At 58.6% G+C, this 20,746-nt stretch carries 18 protein-coding genes; 10 read left to right on the top strand and 8 right to left on the bottom strand.

The window, feature by feature from the left end:
- Nucleotides 1–53: 53 nt before the first annotated feature.
- Complete coding sequence (gene secA, locus RBB76_RS17995) at nucleotides 54–3,104, top strand: preprotein translocase subunit SecA (protein ID WP_429629073.1); 3,051 nt, start codon at nucleotides 54–56, stop codon at nucleotides 3,102–3,104.
- A 114-nt stretch (nucleotides 3,105–3,218) separates the two neighbouring features.
- Here secA and RBB76_RS17990 read toward each other — a convergent pair whose 3' ends face one another.
- From RBB76_RS17990 to RBB76_RS17975, 4 genes are all read right to left on the bottom strand, one after another.
- A complete protein-coding gene (locus RBB76_RS17990) occupies nucleotides 3,219–4,223 on the bottom strand; it encodes a cupredoxin domain-containing protein (protein WP_429629072.1) in 1,005 nt (334 codons plus the stop codon).
- Between the two features lie 209 nt (nucleotides 4,224–4,432).
- Complete coding sequence (locus RBB76_RS17985) at nucleotides 4,433–4,990, bottom strand: hypothetical protein (protein ID WP_429629071.1); 558 nt, start codon at nucleotides 4,988–4,990, stop codon at nucleotides 4,433–4,435.
- A 17-nt stretch (nucleotides 4,991–5,007) separates the two neighbouring features.
- Complete coding sequence (locus RBB76_RS17980; protein WP_429629070.1) at nucleotides 5,008–6,966, bottom strand: sensor histidine kinase; 1,959 nt, start codon at nucleotides 6,964–6,966, stop codon at nucleotides 5,008–5,010.
- 2 nt (nucleotides 6,967–6,968) lie between these two features.
- Nucleotides 6,969–8,417 (bottom strand): sigma-54-dependent transcriptional regulator, encoded by a 1,449-nt coding sequence (locus RBB76_RS17975; RefSeq protein ID WP_429629069.1) that lies wholly within the window; start codon nucleotides 8,415–8,417, stop codon nucleotides 6,969–6,971.
- Between the two features lie 228 nt (nucleotides 8,418–8,645).
- Here RBB76_RS17975 and RBB76_RS17970 point away from each other — a divergent pair, with 228 nt between their 5' ends.
- Both RBB76_RS17970 and RBB76_RS17965 read left to right on the top strand, forming a co-directional pair.
- Nucleotides 8,646–8,972, top strand: coding sequence for a rhodanese-like domain-containing protein (locus RBB76_RS17970; protein ID WP_429629068.1), 327 nt, complete (start codon nucleotides 8,646–8,648; stop codon nucleotides 8,970–8,972).
- A gap of 196 nt (nucleotides 8,973–9,168) precedes the next feature.
- Nucleotides 9,169–9,852, top strand: coding sequence for a hypothetical protein (locus RBB76_RS17965; protein ID WP_429629067.1), 684 nt, complete (start codon nucleotides 9,169–9,171; stop codon nucleotides 9,850–9,852).
- Between the two features lie 10 nt (nucleotides 9,853–9,862).
- Here RBB76_RS17965 and RBB76_RS17960 read toward each other — a convergent pair whose 3' ends face one another.
- Nucleotides 9,863–10,456 (bottom strand): hypothetical protein, encoded by a 594-nt coding sequence (locus tag RBB76_RS17960; protein ID WP_429629066.1) that lies wholly within the window; start codon nucleotides 10,454–10,456, stop codon nucleotides 9,863–9,865.
- A gap of 199 nt (nucleotides 10,457–10,655) precedes the next feature.
- Between RBB76_RS17960 and RBB76_RS17955 the strand changes: the two genes are divergently transcribed.
- Complete coding sequence (locus tag RBB76_RS17955) at nucleotides 10,656–11,330, top strand: class I SAM-dependent methyltransferase (protein ID WP_429629065.1); 675 nt, start codon at nucleotides 10,656–10,658, stop codon at nucleotides 11,328–11,330.
- Nucleotides 11,331–11,634: 304 nt separating this feature from the next.
- Here the strand turns inward: RBB76_RS17955 and RBB76_RS17950 are convergent, their stop codons facing one another.
- Nucleotides 11,635–12,606, bottom strand: a complete 972-nt coding sequence (locus RBB76_RS17950; protein ID WP_429629064.1) for a tyrosine-type recombinase/integrase — start codon at nucleotides 12,604–12,606, stop codon at nucleotides 11,635–11,637.
- Nucleotides 12,607–12,804: 198 nt separating this feature from the next.
- Entirely contained in the window at nucleotides 12,805–13,767 is a 963-nt protein-coding gene (locus tag RBB76_RS17945) for a site-specific tyrosine recombinase (RefSeq protein ID WP_429629063.1), read from the bottom strand.
- A gap of 186 nt (nucleotides 13,768–13,953) precedes the next feature.
- On the opposite strand from RBB76_RS17945, the gene RBB76_RS17940 reads away from it, so the two are divergent.
- From RBB76_RS17940 to RBB76_RS17915, 6 genes are all read left to right on the top strand, one after another.
- A complete protein-coding gene (locus RBB76_RS17940) occupies nucleotides 13,954–14,469 on the top strand; it encodes an N-acetyltransferase family protein (protein WP_429629062.1) in 516 nt (171 codons plus the stop codon).
- 99 nt (nucleotides 14,470–14,568) lie between these two features.
- Complete coding sequence (locus tag RBB76_RS17935) at nucleotides 14,569–15,855, top strand: POTRA domain-containing protein (protein ID WP_429629061.1); 1,287 nt, start codon at nucleotides 14,569–14,571, stop codon at nucleotides 15,853–15,855.
- A 145-nt stretch (nucleotides 15,856–16,000) separates the two neighbouring features.
- Nucleotides 16,001–17,386: a signal recognition particle protein gene (gene ffh / locus RBB76_RS17930; protein ID WP_429629060.1), complete on the top strand. Its 1,386-nt coding sequence runs from the start codon at nucleotides 16,001–16,003 to the stop codon at nucleotides 17,384–17,386.
- A gap of 38 nt (nucleotides 17,387–17,424) precedes the next feature.
- The gene (locus RBB76_RS17925) at nucleotides 17,425–17,925 is read left to right on the top strand and encodes a hypothetical protein (protein WP_429629059.1); all 501 of its coding nucleotides are present in this window, start codon (nucleotides 17,425–17,427) and stop codon (nucleotides 17,923–17,925) included.
- A complete protein-coding gene (locus RBB76_RS17920; protein ID WP_429629058.1) occupies nucleotides 17,922–19,430 on the top strand; it encodes an ATP-binding protein in 1,509 nt (502 codons plus the stop codon). Before RBB76_RS17925 ends, RBB76_RS17920 begins: the two co-directional genes overlap by 4 nt.
- Before the next feature lie 92 nt (nucleotides 19,431–19,522).
- Complete coding sequence (locus RBB76_RS17915; protein WP_429629057.1) at nucleotides 19,523–19,894, top strand: hypothetical protein; 372 nt, start codon at nucleotides 19,523–19,525, stop codon at nucleotides 19,892–19,894.
- A 22-nt stretch (nucleotides 19,895–19,916) separates the two neighbouring features.
- Here RBB76_RS17915 and RBB76_RS17910 read toward each other — a convergent pair whose 3' ends face one another.
- Complete coding sequence (locus RBB76_RS17910; protein WP_429629056.1) at nucleotides 19,917–20,618, bottom strand: hypothetical protein; 702 nt, start codon at nucleotides 20,616–20,618, stop codon at nucleotides 19,917–19,919.
- Between the last annotated feature and the right edge of the window lie 128 nt (nucleotides 20,619–20,746).

The raw sequence follows: 20,746 nt of genomic DNA, 5'->3' as shown, positions 1-20,746 counted from the left end.
CGCACCATTTACACTAGTATTTGGGACAAAGTGCGCCCAGAAGGATACCCGTTTTGCTCAACTCTGTCGTAGCTAAGGTCTTCGGTACCAGTAACGAACGCGCCATCAAGCGCATCACGCCCACGGTTGCGCAGATCAACGCGCTCGAGCCGGCCATTCAGGCGCTCTCCGATGAGGCTCTGCGCAACAAGACCGCCGAGTTCCGCCAGCGCATCGCCGCGGCCATCGCAAACATCCCCGACACACCCGAGAACGCCGACGAGCGAATCGCCGCCGAAAAGGCCGCCCTCGACGCCATCCTGCCCGAAGCCTTCGCCGTCGTCCGCGAAGCCGGAAAGCGCGCCGTAGGCATGCGCCACTTCGACGTCCAGATGATTGGCGGCATCGTCCTCCACTCCGGCAAGATCGCCGAGATGAAGACCGGCGAAGGCAAAACCCTCGTCGCCACGCTTCCCTGCTACCTCAACGCCCTCGCCGGACGCGGCGTCCACGTCGTCACCGTCAACGACTACCTCGCAAAACGCGACGCCGAGTGGATGGGCAAGATCTACGGCTTCCTCGGCCTCACCGTCGGCGTCATCGTCCACGACCTCGACGACCAGCAGCGCCGCGACGCCTACGCCTCCGACATCACCTACGGCACCAACAACGAGTTCGGCTTCGACTACCTGCGCGACAACATGAAGTTCGAGCTCAAGGACCAGGTCCAGCGCGGCCACTACTACTGCATCGTCGACGAAGTCGACTCCATCCTCATCGACGAGGCCCGCACCCCGCTCATCATCTCCGGCCCCACCGACCAGACCACCGACAAGTACGCCCGTGTCAACGTCATCATCCCCAAGCTCGAGCTCGGCGAACTCATCGAAACCGTCGAAACCAAAACCTGGTCCGGCGACTATGTCGTAGACGAAAAAACTCGCTCCATCACCGTCACCGACGAAGGCTGGGAGAAGATCGAAGAACTCCTCGGCATCGGCAACATCGCCGACCCTGAAAACTGGGACCTCAAGCATCACGTCGAAGTCGCCATCAAAGCCCACTCCCTCTACAAGCGCGACGTAGAATACGTCGTCAAAGAGGGCGAAGTCATCATCGTCGACGAGTTCACCGGCCGCCTCATGCCCGGCCGCCGCTGGTCCGACGGGCTGCATCAAGCAGTAGAAGCGAAAGAGGGGGTAGCAATCCGCAAGGAAGACCAGACCCTCGCCACCATCACCTTCCAGAACTACTTCCGCATGTACAAAAAGCTCAGCGGCATGACCGGCACCGCCGAGACCGAAGCCGCCGAGTTCGACAAGATCTACAAGCTCGACATCGTCGTCACACCCACCAACCGCAAGATGCTCCGCATCGAAAGCCCCGACGTCGTCTACCGCACCGCGAAAGAAAAATACTTTGCCGTCGCCGACGAAATCGCCCGTCTCCACGCCGAAAAGCAGCCCGTCCTCGTCGGCACCACGTCGATCGAAAAATCCGAGCTCCTCTCCGAGATCCTCAAGCGCAAAGGCGTTCGCCACGTAGTCCTCAACGCAAAGTTCCACGAGAAGGAAGCCGAGATCGTCGCTCAGGCCGGTCGTCTCGGCATGGTCACCATCGCCACCAACATGGCAGGCCGCGGCACCGACATCCTCCTCGGCGGCAACGCCGAGTTCATGGCCCGCCAGGACCTCGTCCGCAAGCAACAAGCCCGCGCCGTCTCAGCCGCCGAAGGCGCAATCAATCCCGTAGCCGGCCCCGGCATGGTCCGCTTCTACTACACCGGCCAGGAGTTCGAAACCACGCAAGCCGCATGGGACGCCGCCACCGCCGCCCACGAAGGCGCAGCCAAAGCCGAACACGAATTGGTCATCAACGCGGGCGGTCTCCACATCCTCGGCACCGAGCGCCACGAGTCCCGCCGCGTCGACAACCAGCTTCGCGGCCGCGCAGGCCGTCAGGGCGACCCCGGCTCCTCGCGCTTCTTCCTCTCGCTCGAAGACGACCTCATGCGCATCTTCGCCCGCGAGTGGGTCTCCACGCTCCTCCAGCGTCTAGGCATGGAAGAGGGCGTCCCCATCGAATCCGGCATGATCTCCCGCCGCATCGAAGCCGCGCAGAAGGCCGTCGAAACCCAAAACTTCGAATCCCGCAAGCACGTCCTCGAGTACGACGACGTCATGAACAAGCAGCGCGAAGCCGTCTACGGTCTCCGCCGCCAACTCATGGAAGGCGTCGACCAGAAGCAGCTCATCACCGAGGACTACACCTCCACCATCCTCTCCAACATCCTCGACGAGAACGCCCCGGAAAAAGTTCACGCCGACGAGTGGAAGCTCGAGCCTCTCTTCTCGCAGATCTACGACATCTTCGGCGCTCATCTCGAAAAAGAAATCGATGCGACTGCGCTCAACCGCCACGAACTAGGCGAAGCCATCTTCCAAAACCTACGCGCCCGCTACGATATCAAGGAGAGCATCCTCGGCGCCGAAGCCATGCGCTACCACGAGCGCATCGTCATGCTCTCCGTCCTCGACGGCCTCTGGAAGGATCACCTTCTCGCCATGGACCACCTCAAAGAGGGCATCGGCCTCCGCGGCTACGCGCAGCAAGACCCACTCGTCGCTTACAAGAAAGAATCCTTCGAGATGTTTGAAGGCATGATGATGCGCTTCCAGGAAGACACCGCACGCCATCTCTTCCGCATGCAGATCATCGGCCCCGACGGCACCCCGATCGAATCCGCCGAGCAGCTCGCACAAGCGCAAGCCCACGCACAGGCTCTAGCTATGGCCCAACAAGCCCAACAACAGCTAGCCTCCGCCGCTCCTCAAAACGCGCTCCCCCCATCCGGCCCACCGCAACACACCAACGCCCCGGCCGCTCGTCAAAACGCACCGGCACCGTCACCCAACCGCGCACCCTCGACCACCATCGACGCACTCGAGCGCGAGTTCCAGAAGAAAAAGCAGCGCGAGCTCGAGCAAGCCCGTTCCGTAGGCGCAGCCACTGCCGAAACCAACGGCTCAGGCCCACGTCACGCCGGCGAAAAAGTAGGCCGCAACGACGAGTGCCCCTGCGGCTCCGGCAAAAAATACAAAAAGTGCCATGGAGCCACCGCCTAAGCCTGCAGCAGTCTCATCGCTGCAAACAAGCCATGCATCGCTAGGACGTAGCTCCCGGCCGCAACCTCGCAGGGTTAAGGGCGATGCCTATCGGCGCCACCCCCTTGTCGTTTCCTAATAAGGCGTGACAATCACCTTGCCAACCATGCCAAGTTCATCATGCAACGCGCATATGTAGTTGTACGTCCCCGCCTCCGTGAAGGTAATGCGAAAACGCGTATTGCCCGGAGGAGACTGCGGCACGCCAACCTGGTTTTCCGGCGACGCGAGAATAAGGCCCGAATGCACGTTGTCCCCCTTCGAATTGATCGTTGCATGTAACACACCATCCGCATCCAGAGTTATGGGCACATTGCCCGACGGAGGAGTGGGATTGGCCGGCTCCGTTCCGAAGGTGATCGTATGCGGCAAGGCCGGGTCTAAATTAGTCCACTCGATCGTGTCTCCCTTATGGATTTCAATCGTTCCGTTCAGAAAACGCACCACAGAAAGCGACTCAAATCCAGCGCCGGTCACGTTCATCTGTCCAATGCCCGCAGTCACGCTGTTCTTGTTTGCCAGCACGTGCGCGGAGAGCATGTCGTCCATGTCCCTCTGCTTGTCGGTATCGGCAAGCAGGCTCTTCCGCTGGTCCGCCCCCTGCGCGTCATAGAAAGCTTGGTTGTGCGGAAGAATCGCCGACGCGGCGAGAACATGGATGACTCCAGTCATGTGCGGATGGACCAAACAGACAAGGCTATAGTTGCCAGGTTTAGGGAAGTTCACGGTAAAACTTTGCCCCGTCGTCAACGGAGGCGCGCTCACGCATTTAGTGCCGTCGAAACTCGTGCCACTTGGCGAGAATCCCGGACAACCCACCATGAAATTGGTATACGCCTGACCTGCTATCAGGAATGACACCGTATGAATCTCGCCGCTGCCGGAGGTCCAGGTGATGTTGTCGCCCTCGTGAATCCAAAGCTCATTGGGAAGAAAGGCAATAGCCAGCTTGCCCATATCCTTGCTTTGAGCCCCCAACTCAGCTTTCCAGTTTTGTTGGGCATAAACGCTACTTGGTATACAAACCGCCAGCGCCGTCAGCGCCGCAACGGACACAAACATCGAGATTCTCGATTTCATGATCGCCTCTTGAAAACATAGATTTTTGGGGAGCAGGCCCGGAGCCCGCCGGAATTATAGTCTTCGTCGCGATGGTGTGAACATCGTCTGCATTCGAAGGGCCGCGACTACGCCCATCGCTCAAGATGCGCCAGCTCGCAACTTTTTGATAACAGGAGATCGAGAGGCGGAGATTCCCGCAAATACGCTACTGAAAGAACGAGTATCCCTTACTTCTCCAAATCATCCAGCAGCAACTTAGCCTTCGTCGCCAGCGTCTTCGCCCCCTCCGCATCGCCGGACTTCAGAGCCTCCTGAGCATCCTTCCGGAAGTTCCGCACCTTGCTCACCTGGGCCTTCTGCTCCTCCACCTTCTGCGCCGGCAGCGCATTCAGCCTCTTATCAATCGAAGCAATCAGGTCCTCCGCCTCCTGCTTGGTCTGCGGATTCGTCTCTCCCCCCGCCGTCAACGCACCAACCGCAGCGTCCGGTGTCGGCGGTCCAGCAGCGCTTGCAATCTGTGTCTCGGGCGCCGGTTCAGGCGGCGCGACAACCTTCGGCGGCTGCTTCTTCTTCCTCTTCGGCTTCCCTGCCTCGGTCGAAACCGGCACCGGCGGCAGATTCTCAGGAGCCGCCTCTACCATCGGCAGATTGTCCGGCTCGGGAATATCCTCAAGCGCCACCGGAGTCATCACCGGCGGCAATGGAGCAAGCTGCGGCTTATGCCGGCATCCTGCCAGCCCTATTGCCAAACCAAACCAGAGAGTCGTCCATGCGATCTTCTGCATAATGTTGCTCGTACCCTTCAAACCCGTTCCTCTAACTCTTTGTGAACTGCTCCAGCTGCGGCGGCCTTTCTGCTCTCCGTGGCCGCTCCTGCCGCTATCGGCAGCCGAAACGTAAAGGTTGTCCCTCGCTCGACCGAATTAGGATCGGCATTGGATCTTACCTCCATCGCTCCGCCATGTAACTGCAAAATTCTGTACGTCATCGCCAATCCAATTCCACTGCCCTTCGGTTTTGTGGTGAAGTACAGTTCGAAGATACGCGGTAATAGCTCTGGCGGTATACCTACTCCTTCATCAATTACTTCGACAACAACAAATTGATGATCCCGTCTCAACCGCACCACCATCGCTCCGCCGTCGGGCATCGCCTGCATCCCGTTCAGCAGCAGGTTTAACAACGCCTGCTGCATCAGTTGCGCATCCACCCGCACGATCAGAGGCTCTTTCGGAGCGTTCACCTTTAACACCACGCGATTCTCCTGCATCTCGGTGGCCATTAACTCCATCACTGTCCCAACAACCTGCCGCAGATCGTGCTCCCGCAGGTGCAGCTCCATCGGCCGCGAAAAGTCTGCCAGCGTCTGCACCACCCGATCCAGACGCTGCATCTCTCCCGCCAGAATATCCACATGCCGCTGTGCCCCGCCAAACGCCTCAACTCCCCCATGCACCAGCTTTCCGCGCAGCAACTCAAGGTGCAGCACCATGGCGTTGATCGGATTTTTCACCTCATGTCCGACCCCCGCCGTCAGCCTGCCAATCGCAGCCAGCCTTCTCGCAACTTCAATCTCCTGCCCCAGCTGCGCCACTGACTCCATATCCCGCAGCGTCAACATCGTCGCCACATTGCCTATCCCGCCCAGCCCATTGTCGATCCGGTCCAGCGAGAACTGCACCTGCTTCCCATCTTCCAGCGTCACCGCCTGCGCGCTCACCTGCCCACCCTCGGCAAACGCCTCCAACACCGCCTCTCCCAGAACGCTATCCGGTGCAAAGATCTCCTCCAGCCGCATCCCCACCAGCTTTTCGTGATCTTCGTTCAACGGCGCTCCCAGAAAGTAAGCCACCGCATCCGACACCATCACCGCGCGCCGGTCCGCCGTAAACAGCAACACGCCATCGCGCAGCGTATCCAGCATCTGGTTCAAATTCGCCTGCAGCGCCGTGTAGCCGGCCTCCTGCGTGCGCATCTGCTCGCCCAGCCGGTCCAGGGTCCGGGTCACACGAACCACCTCATCGGTCCTCGTCCCGCGGCTCTCCGCCAGTCGCTCCGGAATCGCTCCTGCGGCCCGCGTCAAAATCTCCAGCCGCGCACTGATCGCCTCCAGCGGACGCAGCGCCACATTCGCCAGCAGCCCCGCCGACAACATCGCCGCCACCGCCGCCAGCGCCGCAAAGATCAGCGCATCCAGCAGCCACGGCTCATAACTGTTCTTCAGAAAGGTAGACCGCACTCCCACATGCACCACCAGAAACGGAACCCCATTCCGCTCCAGCGACTGTGAGATATCCAACACCCGCGGCCTGCCGAACACAACCCTCATCTGCCGCGAGATCGGGCCATTCTGCACACTCGCCAGGCTGAACCGAAACACCGATTGATCGCCCACCGCATCCGGGTCCGTGCTTACCAGCGTCAGCCCATTCGCGTCCGTCACGCTCACGTCCTGCACCGTAGGCGAGTAGCGAACAATCGTGTTCATTACATCCGACAGCGCCGTCTGACTCCGCAGCGCATTCACCACCGCCTCATGCAGCGCCGCATCGCTCTTGTCCACCGGAGGATTCGCCCGCAGCCCCGTCTCCACCGCCTTCCGCGTCTCGAGCCACACCTCATGCACCAGCACGTCGTTCGCCGACGCCGTCTGTTCGATTCTCTGCCGCAGCAACTCGCTCAGGAACAGTGCCGAAAGCACCAGCACGATCGCAAACGTCAACCCAGTCGCCGCAAGTACGAGCTTCGTCTTCAGCCGCATCGTTACTCCGTCACTGCAGCGTTCGAATACTCCTTCAGCTTATTCTGCAGGGTCTTCGAACTGATCCCGAGAATCTCAGCGGCCTTCGTCTTATTGTTGTGCGTGGCCACCAGCGTCTTCAGAATCAGCTGCCGCTCCGCCTCATCCACCGTAGTCCCCACCTCAACCCGCACCGAGTTCGACTCATCCAGCCGCCGCTGATTATCCTCAAACGCCGCCTCTTGCGAAACCACAACGGTCTCCGCACCGCCATTTCTATTAGCTGGCGGAGCAAATCCCGGCTCCCCAAAGTGCGGCGGCAGATGCTCAATCCCAAGCATCCCCGAGCCCGCAAGAATCACCGCGCGCTCAATCGTATTCCGCAGCTCTCGCACATTGCCCGGCCACTGGTATCCCTCCAGCCGATTCATCAGCGAATCCTTCAGCCCGGCCACCGTGCAATGGTGTCGCTGGTTCATATCATCGATCATCTTCTCCGCAATCGCGGACACGTCCATCAAATGATCACGCAGCGGAGGCATCTGGATATTAAAAACATTCAGCCGGTAATACAGATCTCCACGCAGGTCTCCGTTCGCAACCGCCTTCTCAGGATCTTTATTCGTCGCTGCCACTACTCGTACATCCACCGGCGTCTCGATCTTGCTGCCCAGCCTTCGCAGCTTTCGATCCTCCAGCACGCGCAGCAGCTTTGCCTGCGTCGCCATCGGCATCTCGCCAATCTCATCGAGCAGCAGCGTTCCTTCTTCTGCCAGCTCAAAGCACCCAGCCCGTCGCTCGAGCGCCCCCGTAAACGCACCCTTTTCATGACCGAAGATCTCGCTCTCAATCAGCGTCTCCGGAATCGCCGCACAGTTCACTGCCACAAAAGGCTTCAGCCTCCGCGCACTCAGGTCATGCAGCGCCCGCGCCACCAGCTCTTTGCCCGTTCCGCTCTCGCCCGTCACCAGTACCGACACATTCGACGGCGCAATCCTCTCGATCATCGAGAAGATCTCCACCATCTGCGGCGACGAGCCCACCATCGGCCCCAGCACGCCCGTATCGCGTTGCTGCCGCCCCTCCGCCTCCATCTCAGCGTCCGCCTCACGTTGCCGGCTCGCATTATGCAGAATCGTCTTCAGCCGATGCGGGTCCACCGGCTTCGGAATGTAGTCGTACGCCCCCAACCGCATGGCGTCCACAGCCGACTCAATCGAACCCTGCGCCGTCAGCATCACCACAGCCATCCTCTGCGGCAGCTCGCCAATCCGGCTCAGCAACTCCATACCGTCCATCCGCGGCATCTTTAGATCGGTCACAACAATCGCGGGAGCCCAGGAGACAGCCTTCTCCAGACCCTCCATCCCATCGGCGGCACACTCCGCCCTGTAGCCCCAGCTTTCAATCAGCTCTGTAAGGCCACTCCGCGCATGAACCTCATCTTCAACAATTAAAACCTTTTCCAACACACTCTCCAACCCCAAATAAAATCCGGAACCCAGGAAAACCTTCCAAGGCAGTCATCAATACCCAATTAAAACGACAAGCTTACCAACCGGGATGCAGCCTGCTCAACCACATTCCCAACCCGACACGCTCCATTCAACAGCCGCAACTGGCCAATCCGTCACCAAAGACCCGCTAAGACCCGTCCGGCCCCTGTGACTCATGCCATCTATAAGGATATCCTTGAAATCATGTTAGAGCCCGAAATTACCGCAGAAGCCTTCTCGAAACTCCGCCAGCAGCCCAACGCCCCTCTTTTGTTGGACGTCCGCGAGCCCTGGGAGTTCCAAACCGCCAGCCTCCCCAACTCCACCCTCATTCCCATGGGCGATATCCCCTCCCGCGCCCACGCTGAACTCGATCCCGACGCCCCTATCGTCGTCCTCTGCCATCACGGCGCCCGCTCCCTCAGCGTCACGATGTGGTTGCGCAATCAGGGCTTCGAGCACGCCCAATCCCTCGCCGGAGGCATCGACGCCTGGTCCCGCACCATCGACCCAACCATCCCCCGCTACTAAAAAGACAGAAATATCGTCATTCTGACGCTGACCGAAGTCGAAGGGGAAGAATCCCTGTATTTGTATTTGTATTTGCAGTTGCCCTTGCAGTTGCGGTTGCCGTTCTGGTTATCATCCCCGAAGGGGATCTGCTATCCCACCCAGGCAATCCCCTCAGAACACCCAGCCACCTAAGCCATCACACAGGAAACCCGGCATGAACAAGCTTCTCCCCCTCTTACTACTCCTCACCACTCCCCTCACCACCCCCGCCCAGCAAAACCCCAGCCTCCCCCCGAACTACACCACCATCCTCACCAACCACACCTTCAAAGTCATTCGCGTCCACTACGGCCCCCACGAAAAAGTCCCCGTCCACGACCACCCCGCAATCCCCACCGTCTTCGTCTACCTCAACAACTCCGGCCCAGTAAACATCATCCACGATGAACCGAAGCCCGAGACCATCACCCGTCCCCCAACCCACCTTGGCGCCTTCCGCATCGGCCCCGGCATCATCGAGCGGCACGCCATCGAAAATCTCAGCGACCTCCCCTCAGACTTCCTCCGCGTCGAACTCCCTCACCTCGACGACAAGATCACAGAATTCCGCGGCCCCGCCCCCACCACCCTCACCCACAACATCGACGCCATCGAATTCTCCTCCCCTCACCTCTCCATCCGCCGCGTCGTCTGCATCGACACGACCCCCTGCGCCGTCCCGCCCACATCCGCACCCGCCGTCCTGGTGGCCTTCTCCAACACGTCTCTAATTCAAAACGGCCACGCCACAAAGATCGAACCAGGCGCAGTAGTCTCCATAGCTGCCGACCAGCCTTTCCAAATCTCCCCAGCGGCCGCCTCAGAACCCGCCCACATCCTGCTCATATCTAGCCGCTGAAACCAGCAACCTAGAAGTTTTGTGGCGGCTGACCCTGTTGCGCAGGATCACTCTGCTGCTCCGAGTTCCCCTCAGTCGGCGCTGGCTCCATCGGCGCCTGCTGCGGCATGTTCGGATTATCCTGAATCCGCGGAGGCTCCTGCCCCGGCACAACCGGCTGCGTAATCGGCACCTCAGGAAGATCCTGAATCCGCGGCTCAGCCTGCTGTTCCTGCTGAAGCTTTTGACTCCGCTGCACCACCCCATTCAACTCCTGCTGCTGCCTCTGAGAAGCCGCCTGCTGCTGCTGAAACAACGTCGCATCTCTCTGCCTCTGCGCCTCCGCCAACGCATTTGGATCAACCACCGGCCTCGGAGCCTGCACCACCGGAGGAAGCGCAGCCCGGTGCACCGAGTGATGCACGGGCTGATCCACATTCACCGGCTCCGGAGGATCATCAGGAAAATCAACCGGCGTTGGCCGCGGCGCCGCGCGCACCACCGGCTGCGCAACCGCAGGAGCCGGCTTCTTCTTGCAACCCTGCCCCATCATCAGAGCCAATCCCATCGCCGCTAAACCTGCACCCTGCCCAAGCCGTCCCAGCATTCCGTACCTCTCGCTCATTGGATGCATCACCCCGTCCCCAAGCCTTTCTTTCCCGCAACCTCACTGCAACGAACCCACGCAATAGAACTTCAGATAGTTACCCGCCGGTTAAACAACGGCCCACATAATTTCAATCTGCCAACCCCCTTGTCCCCTTTGCATCTAAGTAGTTAAAGTCCAAAGCTCACGCACTATTCACGCAAAACCAGGAGAGTTGATGCTCAATAGCGTAAAGTCCTTCCTGAAGAATGTCCCAGGGATTGGCCCAGGTCTGGTTCAACTGCGCAGAGGAAAGTTCAAGAGTTCGGACCTCTATTGGGACCAGCGCTACCGCGCAGGCGGCGACTCAGGCGCCGGCAGCTATAACCGCCTGGCCCAATTCAAGGCCAAATTCCTCAACGCCTTCGTAGAAAAAAATCGCATCTCCTCCGTCATCGAACACGGCTGCGGAGACGGCGCCCAACTCAAACTCGCCCGCTATCCCAGCTACACCGGCATCGACATCTCTCCCAAAGCCGTTGAGATCTGCCGCACCCTCTTCGCGAGCGACCCCACCAAACGCTTCTTCGAAGCCAATCTCCTCCCCGCAGGCACCCGCGCCGATCTCGCCATGTCTCTCGACGTCATCTACCACCTCGTCGAGGACCACATCTTCGAGGCCTACATGCAAAAACTCTTCGCCTCCGCCAACAACTTCGTCATCGTCTACTCCAGCAACATGGTGAAAGAGTGGCCCGACAAGCACGTCCGCCATCGCCGCTTCACCGACTGGATCGCCAGGCACCATCCCGAGTGGTCGCTGCAATCAACAACGCCCAACGAATTCCCCTACGACCCCGCCCATCCCGACAACACATCCTTCGCCGACTTTTACGTCTTCGCCAAACACTAGGCAAAATCAGAAGCCACGCAAAATCATTGACGGCCCATATCGAATAAAGTTGCAACATGCGGGTGCCCCATGCCTCGATGCTGAGACATGGGTTTCAACCACCCTCGAACTCCACGTCCAAACCAACGCAACCAAAAATAAATCTCAAAAGCCTGTCACTTTTTCCCACCACGAAAAAAGCACCATCAGCAAACCACAAACTCACCACAACCCACCACGATCCCACCATCAAAACACCACACCGAAAACGCCATAATCACCAAAACCCCCAGCAAAAACGCCCTCCCACCACCGCAGAAAAAAATCACTTCGCTCGAGGATGCGTCTCGTCATAAACCTTCTGCACCTGACCCACCGTCAGCTGCGTATATCGCTGCGTCGTCGACAGCCGCTCATGCCCCAGCATCTCCTGAATCGCCCGCAGATCCGCCCCCTCCTCCAACATATGCGTACCAAACGCATGCCTCAGCGTATGCGGATGCACATCCGCCGCCAGCCCCCTGCTCAGCGCAATTGCCTTCACAATCCTTCCCACACTCCGCGTCGTCAACCTGCAATCCCCCCGCATACGAAGGTTCATCATCAGCGGCCCCTCCTGCACCAACCCACCCTTCCCCGCCGCCATCAGCTTCGCCTGGCGCAAAGGAAGATACGCCCGCAGCGCCGTCGCCGCCTCATCTCCCAACGGCACCAGCCGCTCCTTCCGCCCCTTTCCACGCACCAACACCGCGTCATCACGCCACTTCACGCTGCCCATATTCAGTCCCACCAGCTCCGAGTTCCGAATCCCGCACCCATACAACAACTCGAAGATCACACGATCCCGCTCCGGCCACGCCGCAGTCTCAGGCTGATCTTTCTTCGCCGCACCCACTCCATCCAGCGAATTCAAAACTCGATTCACCTCTTCCACGCTAGGCACACGCGGCAGATGCTTCGGCAGCTTCGGAGTACTCACCAGCAGCGCAGGATTCTGCGCCACCTTCCCCTCCTTCGCCAGCCACTTGAACCAGCTCCTCACCGCCGCCAGCGCCCTCGCAGCACTAGCCTTGGTCAACCCCCGCTCATAGAGCAATCCCATATAAGCGCGAATATGCAGATGCTCCACCGTACCCACCTGCGCATCTTTGCCAAGCGTCTCGCCAAGATAAGCCGCGAAGCTCCGCACCTCCCGCGCATAAGCCCGCACCGTATGCTCCGACGCCCCGCGCTCATTCGCGAGCATCGCCAGAAACCCCTCGGCCAACCTGTCGAATTCACTGACTTCTTCCGGCATAAATCCTCAACTTTCAGGGACTCTGCACATCAACGGCACCAGGTGCATATCAACAAAAATCAGACCGACACCCCGCGAATCGGGTACGGCATATATCAATTCGTCGAGTGAACGTCCGAACAAGCGGGTGCCCCATATCTCGATTTTGAGATGTGGGCACCGTGCGAAGCACGACCGCTCTCCCATCCCGTTCCCACCTCAACTCGCCTCAGCCCGTCTCTTCCCCCGCGGATGATGCTCCCGATGCACCTTCTTCAAATGTCCCAGAGCCACATGGGTATAAACCTGCGTCGTAGCAATATCGGCGTGCCCTAGCAAAGTCTGCACACTACGCAAATCCGCCCCATGCTCCACCATGTGTGTCGCGCAGCTATGCCGCAGCATATGCGGACTAGCCTTACTCCCTGTCCCCGAAACCGACCGCACCATCTCCCAAACCCACTGCCGCGTCAGCGCATGCCCCCGCACACTCAGAAACAGCGCTCTCTGCACCACGTGACTTCCACGCTCCAGGCCGCTCTTCACCAGCTCAGGCCTGCCTACCGCCAGATATCTCTCCAAAGCCTCCACCGCCGACCGCCCCAGCGGCACAATTCTCTCCTTATCGCCTTTGCCCCGAACCTGCGCCCGCCCCTGATCGAGATGCACATCCTCCACCCGCAGCGCACAGATCTCCCCCACCCTCAGCCCACCCGCATACAGCATCTCCAAAATCGCATGATCCCGCAGTGCCAGTCCATCGGCGCCATCGCTCCTCGCCGCGACCCCAGTGCGCTCGAGCATCTCCGCCACCTCGCCCTCTGCCAGCGACTTCGGCAGCACCTTCCAGCTGGCAGGCGTCTCCACATTCACCGTCGGGTCATGCGCGATCCGCTTATCCATCAGCAGCCAGCGATAGAACCCACGCAGACAACTAAGCTTCCGCGCAATCGAACGCGACTCCACCCCATGCCCCCGCAGTCCCTCCATGAATCCACTCACATCCGCCTGCGTGGCTCCCAGCAACAACCCATTCCGCATCTCAACATGCTCGGCAAACTGCTCTAGATCCCGCTGATACGCCTCGCAACTCGCGGGCCGAAGCCCTTTCTCTACGCGCAGATACGCAACAAACTCCCGCACAACTCGAACATTCCCCGAAGCTTGACCTGTATCCTGCATAGACCGATTATCCGGCCCCCCAAACCTCCGTGCGCCTCCGACTCACACCCCGAACCAATCTGGCCACGCACCAAGCCCGCCACTTGCGAAGCTCTTACCTCACCGGCACAAAAAATCCACCCGCCACCATAGTCGTTCCGCAAGATAATCAGATCGAGATCTCTACTCAAACGAGGACAGTTCCCCATGCTCATCCGTTCGGCCGACGAGTCCGATCTACCCGAAATCCTTGCAATTTATAACGACATCGTCGCCAACTCTACCGCCGTATACCGCGACCAGCCAGTCACTCTGGAAGAGCGCCTCGCCTGGTTCCGTTCTCGAACAGAATCGAGTTATCCCATTCTCGTAGCGTGCGCCGAATTGGCCTGCGAGGAATCCCTCAGCCCCACACACATCGTCGGCTTCTCAACCTTTGGAGACTTCCGCAGTGGCTCAGGCTACCGCTTCACCGCCGAGCACACGGTTCACGTCCATGCCGCCCAACGTGGTCGCGGCATCGGCACCAAACTACTTCTCGCTCTATTGCCTCATGCCCAACGTCTCGGCAAGCACACACTTATCGGCGGCGTCGACGCAGAAAACACCGCCTCCGTTCGATTCCATGAGCGCCTGGGCTTCGAACGCGTAGGCCACCTCCGCCAGGTCGGCTTCAAATTCGACCGCTGGCTAGATCTGATCCTCCTCCAGCGCCACCTCTGATCTTCAACAAAACCACAACAAAACTTGCTAATGCATCGCTTTGCCATCCCCACAAAAGTGTTTGTAGCAGGTTCATTCATAGGATAAGGTTCCTACACAATGCGCTCGACGACTTTCAGGCCCGCTCTCCTCGCTCTCTGCCTCACCGTCCTCCCCCTCCATCTCCCCGCCCAAACCTTCACAGTCCCTCCGATAACCTTCGAAGGAACCCCCGCCTACTCGCAAGCCGATCTCCTCAAAGTCACCGGCCTCACTCCCGGCGCAACCTCGACCCAAGACGCGCTTCAAGCTGCCGCCCAACACCTCGGCGACACCGGCCTCTTCTCTGACATCAACTTCGCCTCCAACGAAAAAGGCCTCCTCTTCACCCTGAAGCCCATGCCGGACTCGAATCTCCTCCCCGCCACCTTCACCAACTTCGTCTGGTGGTCTCCCTCCGAACTCACTACCGCGCTCAAGGCCCGCGTCCCCCTCTACACCGGCGTCGTCCCCACAACCGGCAACTTCCAGAACAGCATCATCTCCGCCCTCAAAGCCATGGTCGCGGAAAAGGGCGTGACCGCCAACGTCGTAGCCATCGCCAACAGCGCAAAGCCCGGAGCCGCGCCAACCTCCATCGGCTTCGCCATCGACTCCCCCCAGGTTCGCGTCCATACTCTCACCCTCGTTCGCGCCTCGCCCACCATGCAGCCCAGGCTCGACCCCGTAATCAAAAGCCAGACCGATCAACCCTTCGACAACAACACCACTCGCACCACCATCACCAACGCGCTCACCTCGGCCTACCACGATGCGGGCTACCTCGATGTGGCCGTTCTCAACCTGGCCCAGGCCCCGCCCCAAGTCACCCCCAACAGCGTCGACGTCGCCTTCACCGCCACCCTCAAAGAAGGCCAGCCCTACCAACTCTTTCAGCTCAACTGGCCCGGCTCCGACGTCATCAGCACCGCCGACTTCAACAAACAAGTCAAGATGAAGCCCGGAGACATGGCCTCCGAAGCAGCTCTCAACCAAAGCCTCTCCGTCATCACCGCCGCCTACTTCGCCAAGGGCTTTCAGGATGCCAAGGTTAAGGCCTCACCCACCTTCGACCACCTCAGCCACCACGTCTCCTACACCATCACCGTCGACCCCGGCACCCAATACCACATCCACAGCGTCAAAGCCCTGGGCCTCTCCGCCGAGCAGCAGAAGCAATTCGACTCCGCGTGGCATATGAACCCCGGCGACTTCTACGACACCAACTACCTCACCAACTTCCTCCACAACAACAGCGCCCTCCAATCCCTCTCCGGCTACTCCGCCACCTACGACGCCATCGCCGACCCCAACACCCACCTGGTCGATCTCACCATCACCTTCGCTAAAGGCGGCGTATTAAATTAGCCGCAGCTCCACCATCGCGACCAACGGGAGCGCCACCCAAAGGGGGACACAAGTCACGAAGTGACCGCCCCGCGCGCAGCGGGCATTTGCGCGCGTAGTGGGCATTTCCGCGCACCCCGTCATTCCCTGTAAACTTGTAGCAGTCATGTTTGAAAACCTAAGCGACAAACTCCAGCGTTCCTTCAAGACCCTCCGCGGCCAGGGCACCATCTCCGACGAGAACATCTCCGACGCCATCCGCGAGATCCGCCTCGCCCTCCTCGAGTCCGACGTCAACCTCACCGTCGTCAACGAGCTCGTCGAGCACATCCGCACCCGCGCCATCGGCGAAAAGGTCGCCACCGCCCTAAGCCCGTCAGAGCAAATCGTAAAGATCGTCCACGACGAGCTAGTCAACCTCCTGGGCCGCGACACCGCCCGCTTCCAAAAAAGTTCCCAGCCGCCAAGCGTCATCCTCATGGCAGGCCTCCAGGGTTCCGGTAAAACCACCACCTCAGGCAAGCTGGCCAGTTGGCTAAAAAAAGCCGGCCACCGTCCCATGCTCGTCTCGGTCGACGTCTACCGTCCCGCTGCCCGCGAGCAGCTCGCCATCGTAGCCCGCTCCATCTCCGCCCAGCTCTATGAGGGCAAACTGACAGAAGAAAAACCCGGCACCGACGCCGTCCTCCGCCTCGCCAAAGAAGCCAAGCGCGAAGCCGCCAACTTCGGCTGCGACATGCTCATCGTCGACACCGCCGGCCGCAACCAGATCGACGCCTCCCTCATGGACGAGATGGCGCAGCTCAAAAAGCTCCTCAACCCCTCCGAGATCCTCTTCGTCGCCGACGCTATGACCGGCCAGGACGCCGTCAACTCCGCCAAGGCCTTCAACGATCTTCTCACCATCACCGGCGCCATCCTCACCAAGATGGACGGCGACGCCCGCGGCGGCGCTGCCCTCTCCATCCGCCACGTGACGGGAGCACCCATCAAATTCTTGGGCACTGGAGAAAAGCCCGACGCCTTCGAGCCCTTCCACCCCGACCGCATCGTCTCCCGCATCATGGGTCACGGCGACATCGCCACCCTCCTCGAACGCGCCGAAGCCACCCTCGACCGCGGCAAGGCCGAGCAGTTCGCCAAGAAAGCCCTCTCCGGCGACGGCTTCACCCTCGACGACTTCCGCGACCAGCTCCGTCAGATCAAAAAGATGGGCAGCATGAAATCCATCTTAAAAATGTTGCCCTCAGTAGGCCCATTCGCAGGCATGCAACAAGCCGTCGAAAACGTAGACGAAGGCCAGTTCACCCGCGTCGAATCCATCATCAACTCGATGACGCAAAAAGAGCGCCTCGACCACGAGATCATCAACGGCAACCGCCGCAAGCGCATCGCCCGCGGCAGCGGAACCACCGTACAGGACGTCAACAACCTCCTGCGCCAATACGCCCAGATGCGCAAGATGTTCAAGTCACTCGGCGGTGGCGGCGGCATCAAAGCCCAGCAACGCATGATGAGCCAAATGCAAGGCCGCCAAAAATTCGGACGATAGGATTGCGATATCAAATAAAGACTTTATAATCAGCTTCCATGCCGAGTTCGCCGCACGTCTTGCTTGCCGCGCCAAATGTCAGGAAAATGCAAGCAAATCTTACTCATCTTCTTAGCCCAGCCAGCAATGCGGCTATAGAAGCCGCTCTGACTCAGAGTGTGATCCAGCTGTATCGCCTTGGGAGAAACCATTACCTTTTCGCCCGACGACAGAACAACCGAGACTGGCGTCAGAAGATTTCTCGCTATTACTATGGCGCGTACAACGTCTCACGATCGGTCAGGCTTTGCAACAACGGTGACTACAGCGCCGATTCAACAGATCACAAGAAAATTGAAACTTTGCCTTCCGGATTCCCCAATATTGCTTCCTACCAAAATCAGCTTAGTGCCTTGCGAGAAGACCGAAATTTATGCGACTACGATCACACTTCATCGATCGGTATCCTCGCATTAGGACTTCTGACAACACAAGTTCTTGTCGCTGACTTTATCGCCGACGCTCGAACATTTTTAGTGGCTAAAGGAATAACACCGTGAATGTTAATGTCGGCATTGAGCCTGAAGTTTTGATCCAGTTTGCAAAACTGAGCGGATTAAAAAATCCTGATTTTGAAGTCAAACCACGGCCGAATGGAAATGCGATCGTCATCCGCATCGCTGAGCCTTCTGAGCGTTTTTTCCAGGCCGCATTGGACATCTCCGCTGCGGCCGAATCCTCTGGAATCACCTCGATAACAGTGAAGAAAGGAATACCAAAAAATCGCATTCAGAGTCCCGAAGCTCGTTACTTTCTGAGAGTTCTTTCGGAGTCTCTGAACATCAATAGATTTAGCTTCGGCAATGAATTCGTTGCCCGCTATACCCGCTCGGTCTCACATGCCGAGGACCAAATTCTTGCGAGAGCTAATCATGTCGTGTATGGACGTCGTGGTGCCGGAAAATCTAGCCTACTCCTGTATGCGATGCGCTCGAGGCAGGAAATCGAAGAGATCTCCGTTTGGATAGATATGCAGGTGTTCGAAAAACGTCATGACTCAGCGGTGGCGATAGACGTCTTTCTCGAAGTTTTTCGCCAACTTGCGGAAATTGTTCAGCTCAATCCGATTGCTCAATCTGTCGAAAGCGAACTGAAGCGGGTTCGAGGTGAGGGCCAACATGACGAGCAAAAACTGCGGATGATGCTTCCGAGCATACGCGGAGCTCTCGCGTCGATTGGTCCCATGTTTATCTTTCTAGATGATTTCCATGTTCTAGATATAGAAGCTCAGCCAAAACTTCTAGGCCTTATCTATTCCGTCACACGAGGGAACAATATTTACCTGAAACTCTCCGCAATTGAAACTTTGACTCGAACGTGGAATAACCCGGAACATGCTGGCCTTCAGATTCCACAGGACGCACAGACGATTAGGCTTGACTACAACTTAACGATGCCAGAGCGTGCTTCGGAACATATCGAAGGGATCCTCGACGCGCATGCAAAATACTGTGGTCTTCCCTCTGTGAAATTTCTTTGCAATAGTCCCGACGTATTGGCACGACTCGTCTGGGTGTCTGCCGGAGTTCCACGAGATGCTCTAAACATGTTCACGCAAGCAATCACGAAGGCCACGGCTCTAAACCGAGGGCGAGTAACTGTTAGCGATGTGAATATGGCCACCTCTGAAATGGTAAGTCAGAAAATGCGTGAGCTTGATGTTGATCTCGCTGGGTCATCAGATCGACCTTCGATATCGGAGGTGCTCGAAGAGGTAAAAGACTTCTGCGTAAAGCAACACAAAAAGAACGCATTTCTAGTCGAAATACGCAACTCAGAAAATCTATATCGAGATGTTCTAAAACTTGTCGATCTTCGACTTCTTCACGTAATCAGTGAGGGTGTAACTGTAGGTGAAGCAGGGCGGAAATACTTGGCACTAATCTTGGATTATGGACTTTATACAGGTGTAAGAGCGGCTCCAAGCGTCGATCTTTTCAACAAGACCATGCAAAGAGTTAGTAGGAAAGAATTGCGAACCCTCCCAATACTGAAGAGCAGTTGAAATTTGGGACGTAGGCATTCGCACCACTAGCGCCCCCCTTCAATCCCGTAGGCCCGAGTGCATGCTAAACTCCTCGCCACAAGGAGACACCCATGAAGCACGCCATCCACGTGGCCGCCTTCGCAGCGGCCGCCCTCAGCACCTCTGTCCTCATCTCACAGGTCGAACAGAAGACACAAAGATTCCCTCAATTTGAAAATCCAGACGTCAAAGTCTGGAAGACAATCGTCATGCCGAACCAGCCCCTCGCCATGCATCACCACGATCATCCCCGAGTCATCATCGCCCTCACCGGCGGCACCATGAACATCGTCGACCCCTCCGGCAACATCGAGCCACACGTCTGGGAGACAGGCAAAGCCTACTGGCTCCCCGCCATGCCCCCCAACACCCTCCACTCCGACATCAACGCCGGAGAAAAACCCATGGAGGTCATGGTCGTCGAACTCGAAAAAGAAAACTAGCCGATCGCATCAAAGCGTCACTTCAATCCACCGTTCCATCCGACCACGTCGTCACCGGAACCATAAACGTCGTCACCGGCTCAGGAGCTCCCTGCGCGGCATAGACCGGCGATCCATCGAGGTTCGCGCCCCACTTCGCCGCCTCCGTAGTCGGCAGGAAGAACATCACATGAGGATGCCAGTGGCCGGCACTGTCGTTTAAATATCCCTGCTTCGACATCATGTAGCACATCGCTCCCTCCTCGGGCACCCCAATGACCTTCGTCGCCACCGCCTCCTTCATGCGTGCCTCCACCTGATCCTTCGGCAATCCGGACAGCACCAACTCCGTCCGCTTCAGGTATGCCGGCATCACCGACCGCGCAGCAGCCGCATTGAAGCAGTGCGGCGCGCGCAGCTTCGAGTTCCAGAACTGAGGGTCGTCAAAGTTAGTAGCCCACGAACGCTCAACCAGGCAGACGAAGCCGTTTGTCCCCTTCGCCGCTGTCTCATAGCCGTGGCTGCCGAGCACCATCACCTCAGCATCGCCGCTCACTGACGCATTGGCCGCACTGCGCGCCAGAGCAACCTCCTCCGCCACGCTCGCCACGCGGTACTGCTCTATCGGAGCCATCGCCGGATACACCGCCTTCGCTCCCTGCCCCCGGCCGACGCCACTAGCACCGAGAAGAACCACACCAAACACCACGCCAGACGCAATCGCTCCTACCATTCGATTTGTCATTGCACGAGCCTCCTAAATAAGTCGATTCACCTGCCCGGGCCGTCATTCATAACTGTGAGACCGTTTACACGCAGCAATGTTATGCCCGATGCCCATTCATTTCGTCGCATCGAACCAGTGGGCACTCG

It is taken from the genome of Tunturiibacter psychrotolerans, from assembly GCF_051013365.1.
GTDB lineage: Bacteria > Acidobacteriota > Terriglobia > Terriglobales > Acidobacteriaceae > Edaphobacter > Edaphobacter psychrotolerans_A.
Note: the sequence above shows the minus strand (reverse complement) of the source record. Positions and strands in the feature narration are given on the sequence as shown.

Excerpts from the sequence above, each read along its gene's own strand:
- RBB76_RS17955 (WP_429629065.1), top strand. The coding sequence starts at position 10,656 with ATGCTCAATAGCGTAAAGTCCTTCCTGAAGAATGTCCCAGGGATTGGC.
- RBB76_RS17965 (WP_429629067.1), top strand. The coding sequence starts at position 9,169 with ATGAACAAGCTTCTCCCCCTCTTACTACTCCTCACCACTCCCCTCACC.
- RBB76_RS17935 (WP_429629061.1), top strand. The coding sequence starts at position 14,569 with ATGCGCTCGACGACTTTCAGGCCCGCTCTCCTCGCTCTCTGCCTCACC.
- ffh (WP_429629060.1), top strand. The coding sequence starts at position 16,001 with ATGTTTGAAAACCTAAGCGACAAACTCCAGCGTTCCTTCAAGACCCTC.
- RBB76_RS17980 (WP_429629070.1), bottom strand. The coding sequence starts at position 6,966 with ATGCGGCTGAAGACGAAGCTCGTACTTGCGGCGACTGGGTTGACGTTT.
- RBB76_RS17985 (WP_429629071.1), bottom strand. The coding sequence starts at position 4,990 with ATGCAGAAGATCGCATGGACGACTCTCTGGTTTGGTTTGGCAATAGGG.
- RBB76_RS17915 (WP_429629057.1), top strand. The coding sequence starts at position 19,523 with ATGAAGCACGCCATCCACGTGGCCGCCTTCGCAGCGGCCGCCCTCAGC.
- RBB76_RS17940 (WP_429629062.1), top strand. The coding sequence starts at position 13,954 with ATGCTCATCCGTTCGGCCGACGAGTCCGATCTACCCGAAATCCTTGCA.
- RBB76_RS17960 (WP_429629066.1), bottom strand. The coding sequence starts at position 10,456 with ATGAGCGAGAGGTACGGAATGCTGGGACGGCTTGGGCAGGGTGCAGGT.
- RBB76_RS17970 (WP_429629068.1), top strand. The coding sequence starts at position 8,646 with ATGTTAGAGCCCGAAATTACCGCAGAAGCCTTCTCGAAACTCCGCCAG.
- RBB76_RS17950 (WP_429629064.1), bottom strand. The coding sequence starts at position 12,606 with ATGCCGGAAGAAGTCAGTGAATTCGACAGGTTGGCCGAGGGGTTTCTG.
- RBB76_RS17910 (WP_429629056.1), bottom strand. The coding sequence starts at position 20,618 with ATGACAAATCGAATGGTAGGAGCGATTGCGTCTGGCGTGGTGTTTGGT.
- RBB76_RS17945 (WP_429629063.1), bottom strand. The coding sequence starts at position 13,767 with ATGCAGGATACAGGTCAAGCTTCGGGGAATGTTCGAGTTGTGCGGGAG.
- RBB76_RS17990 (WP_429629072.1), bottom strand. The coding sequence starts at position 4,223 with ATGAAATCGAGAATCTCGATGTTTGTGTCCGTTGCGGCGCTGACGGCG.
- RBB76_RS17925 (WP_429629059.1), top strand. The coding sequence starts at position 17,425 with ATGCCGAGTTCGCCGCACGTCTTGCTTGCCGCGCCAAATGTCAGGAAA.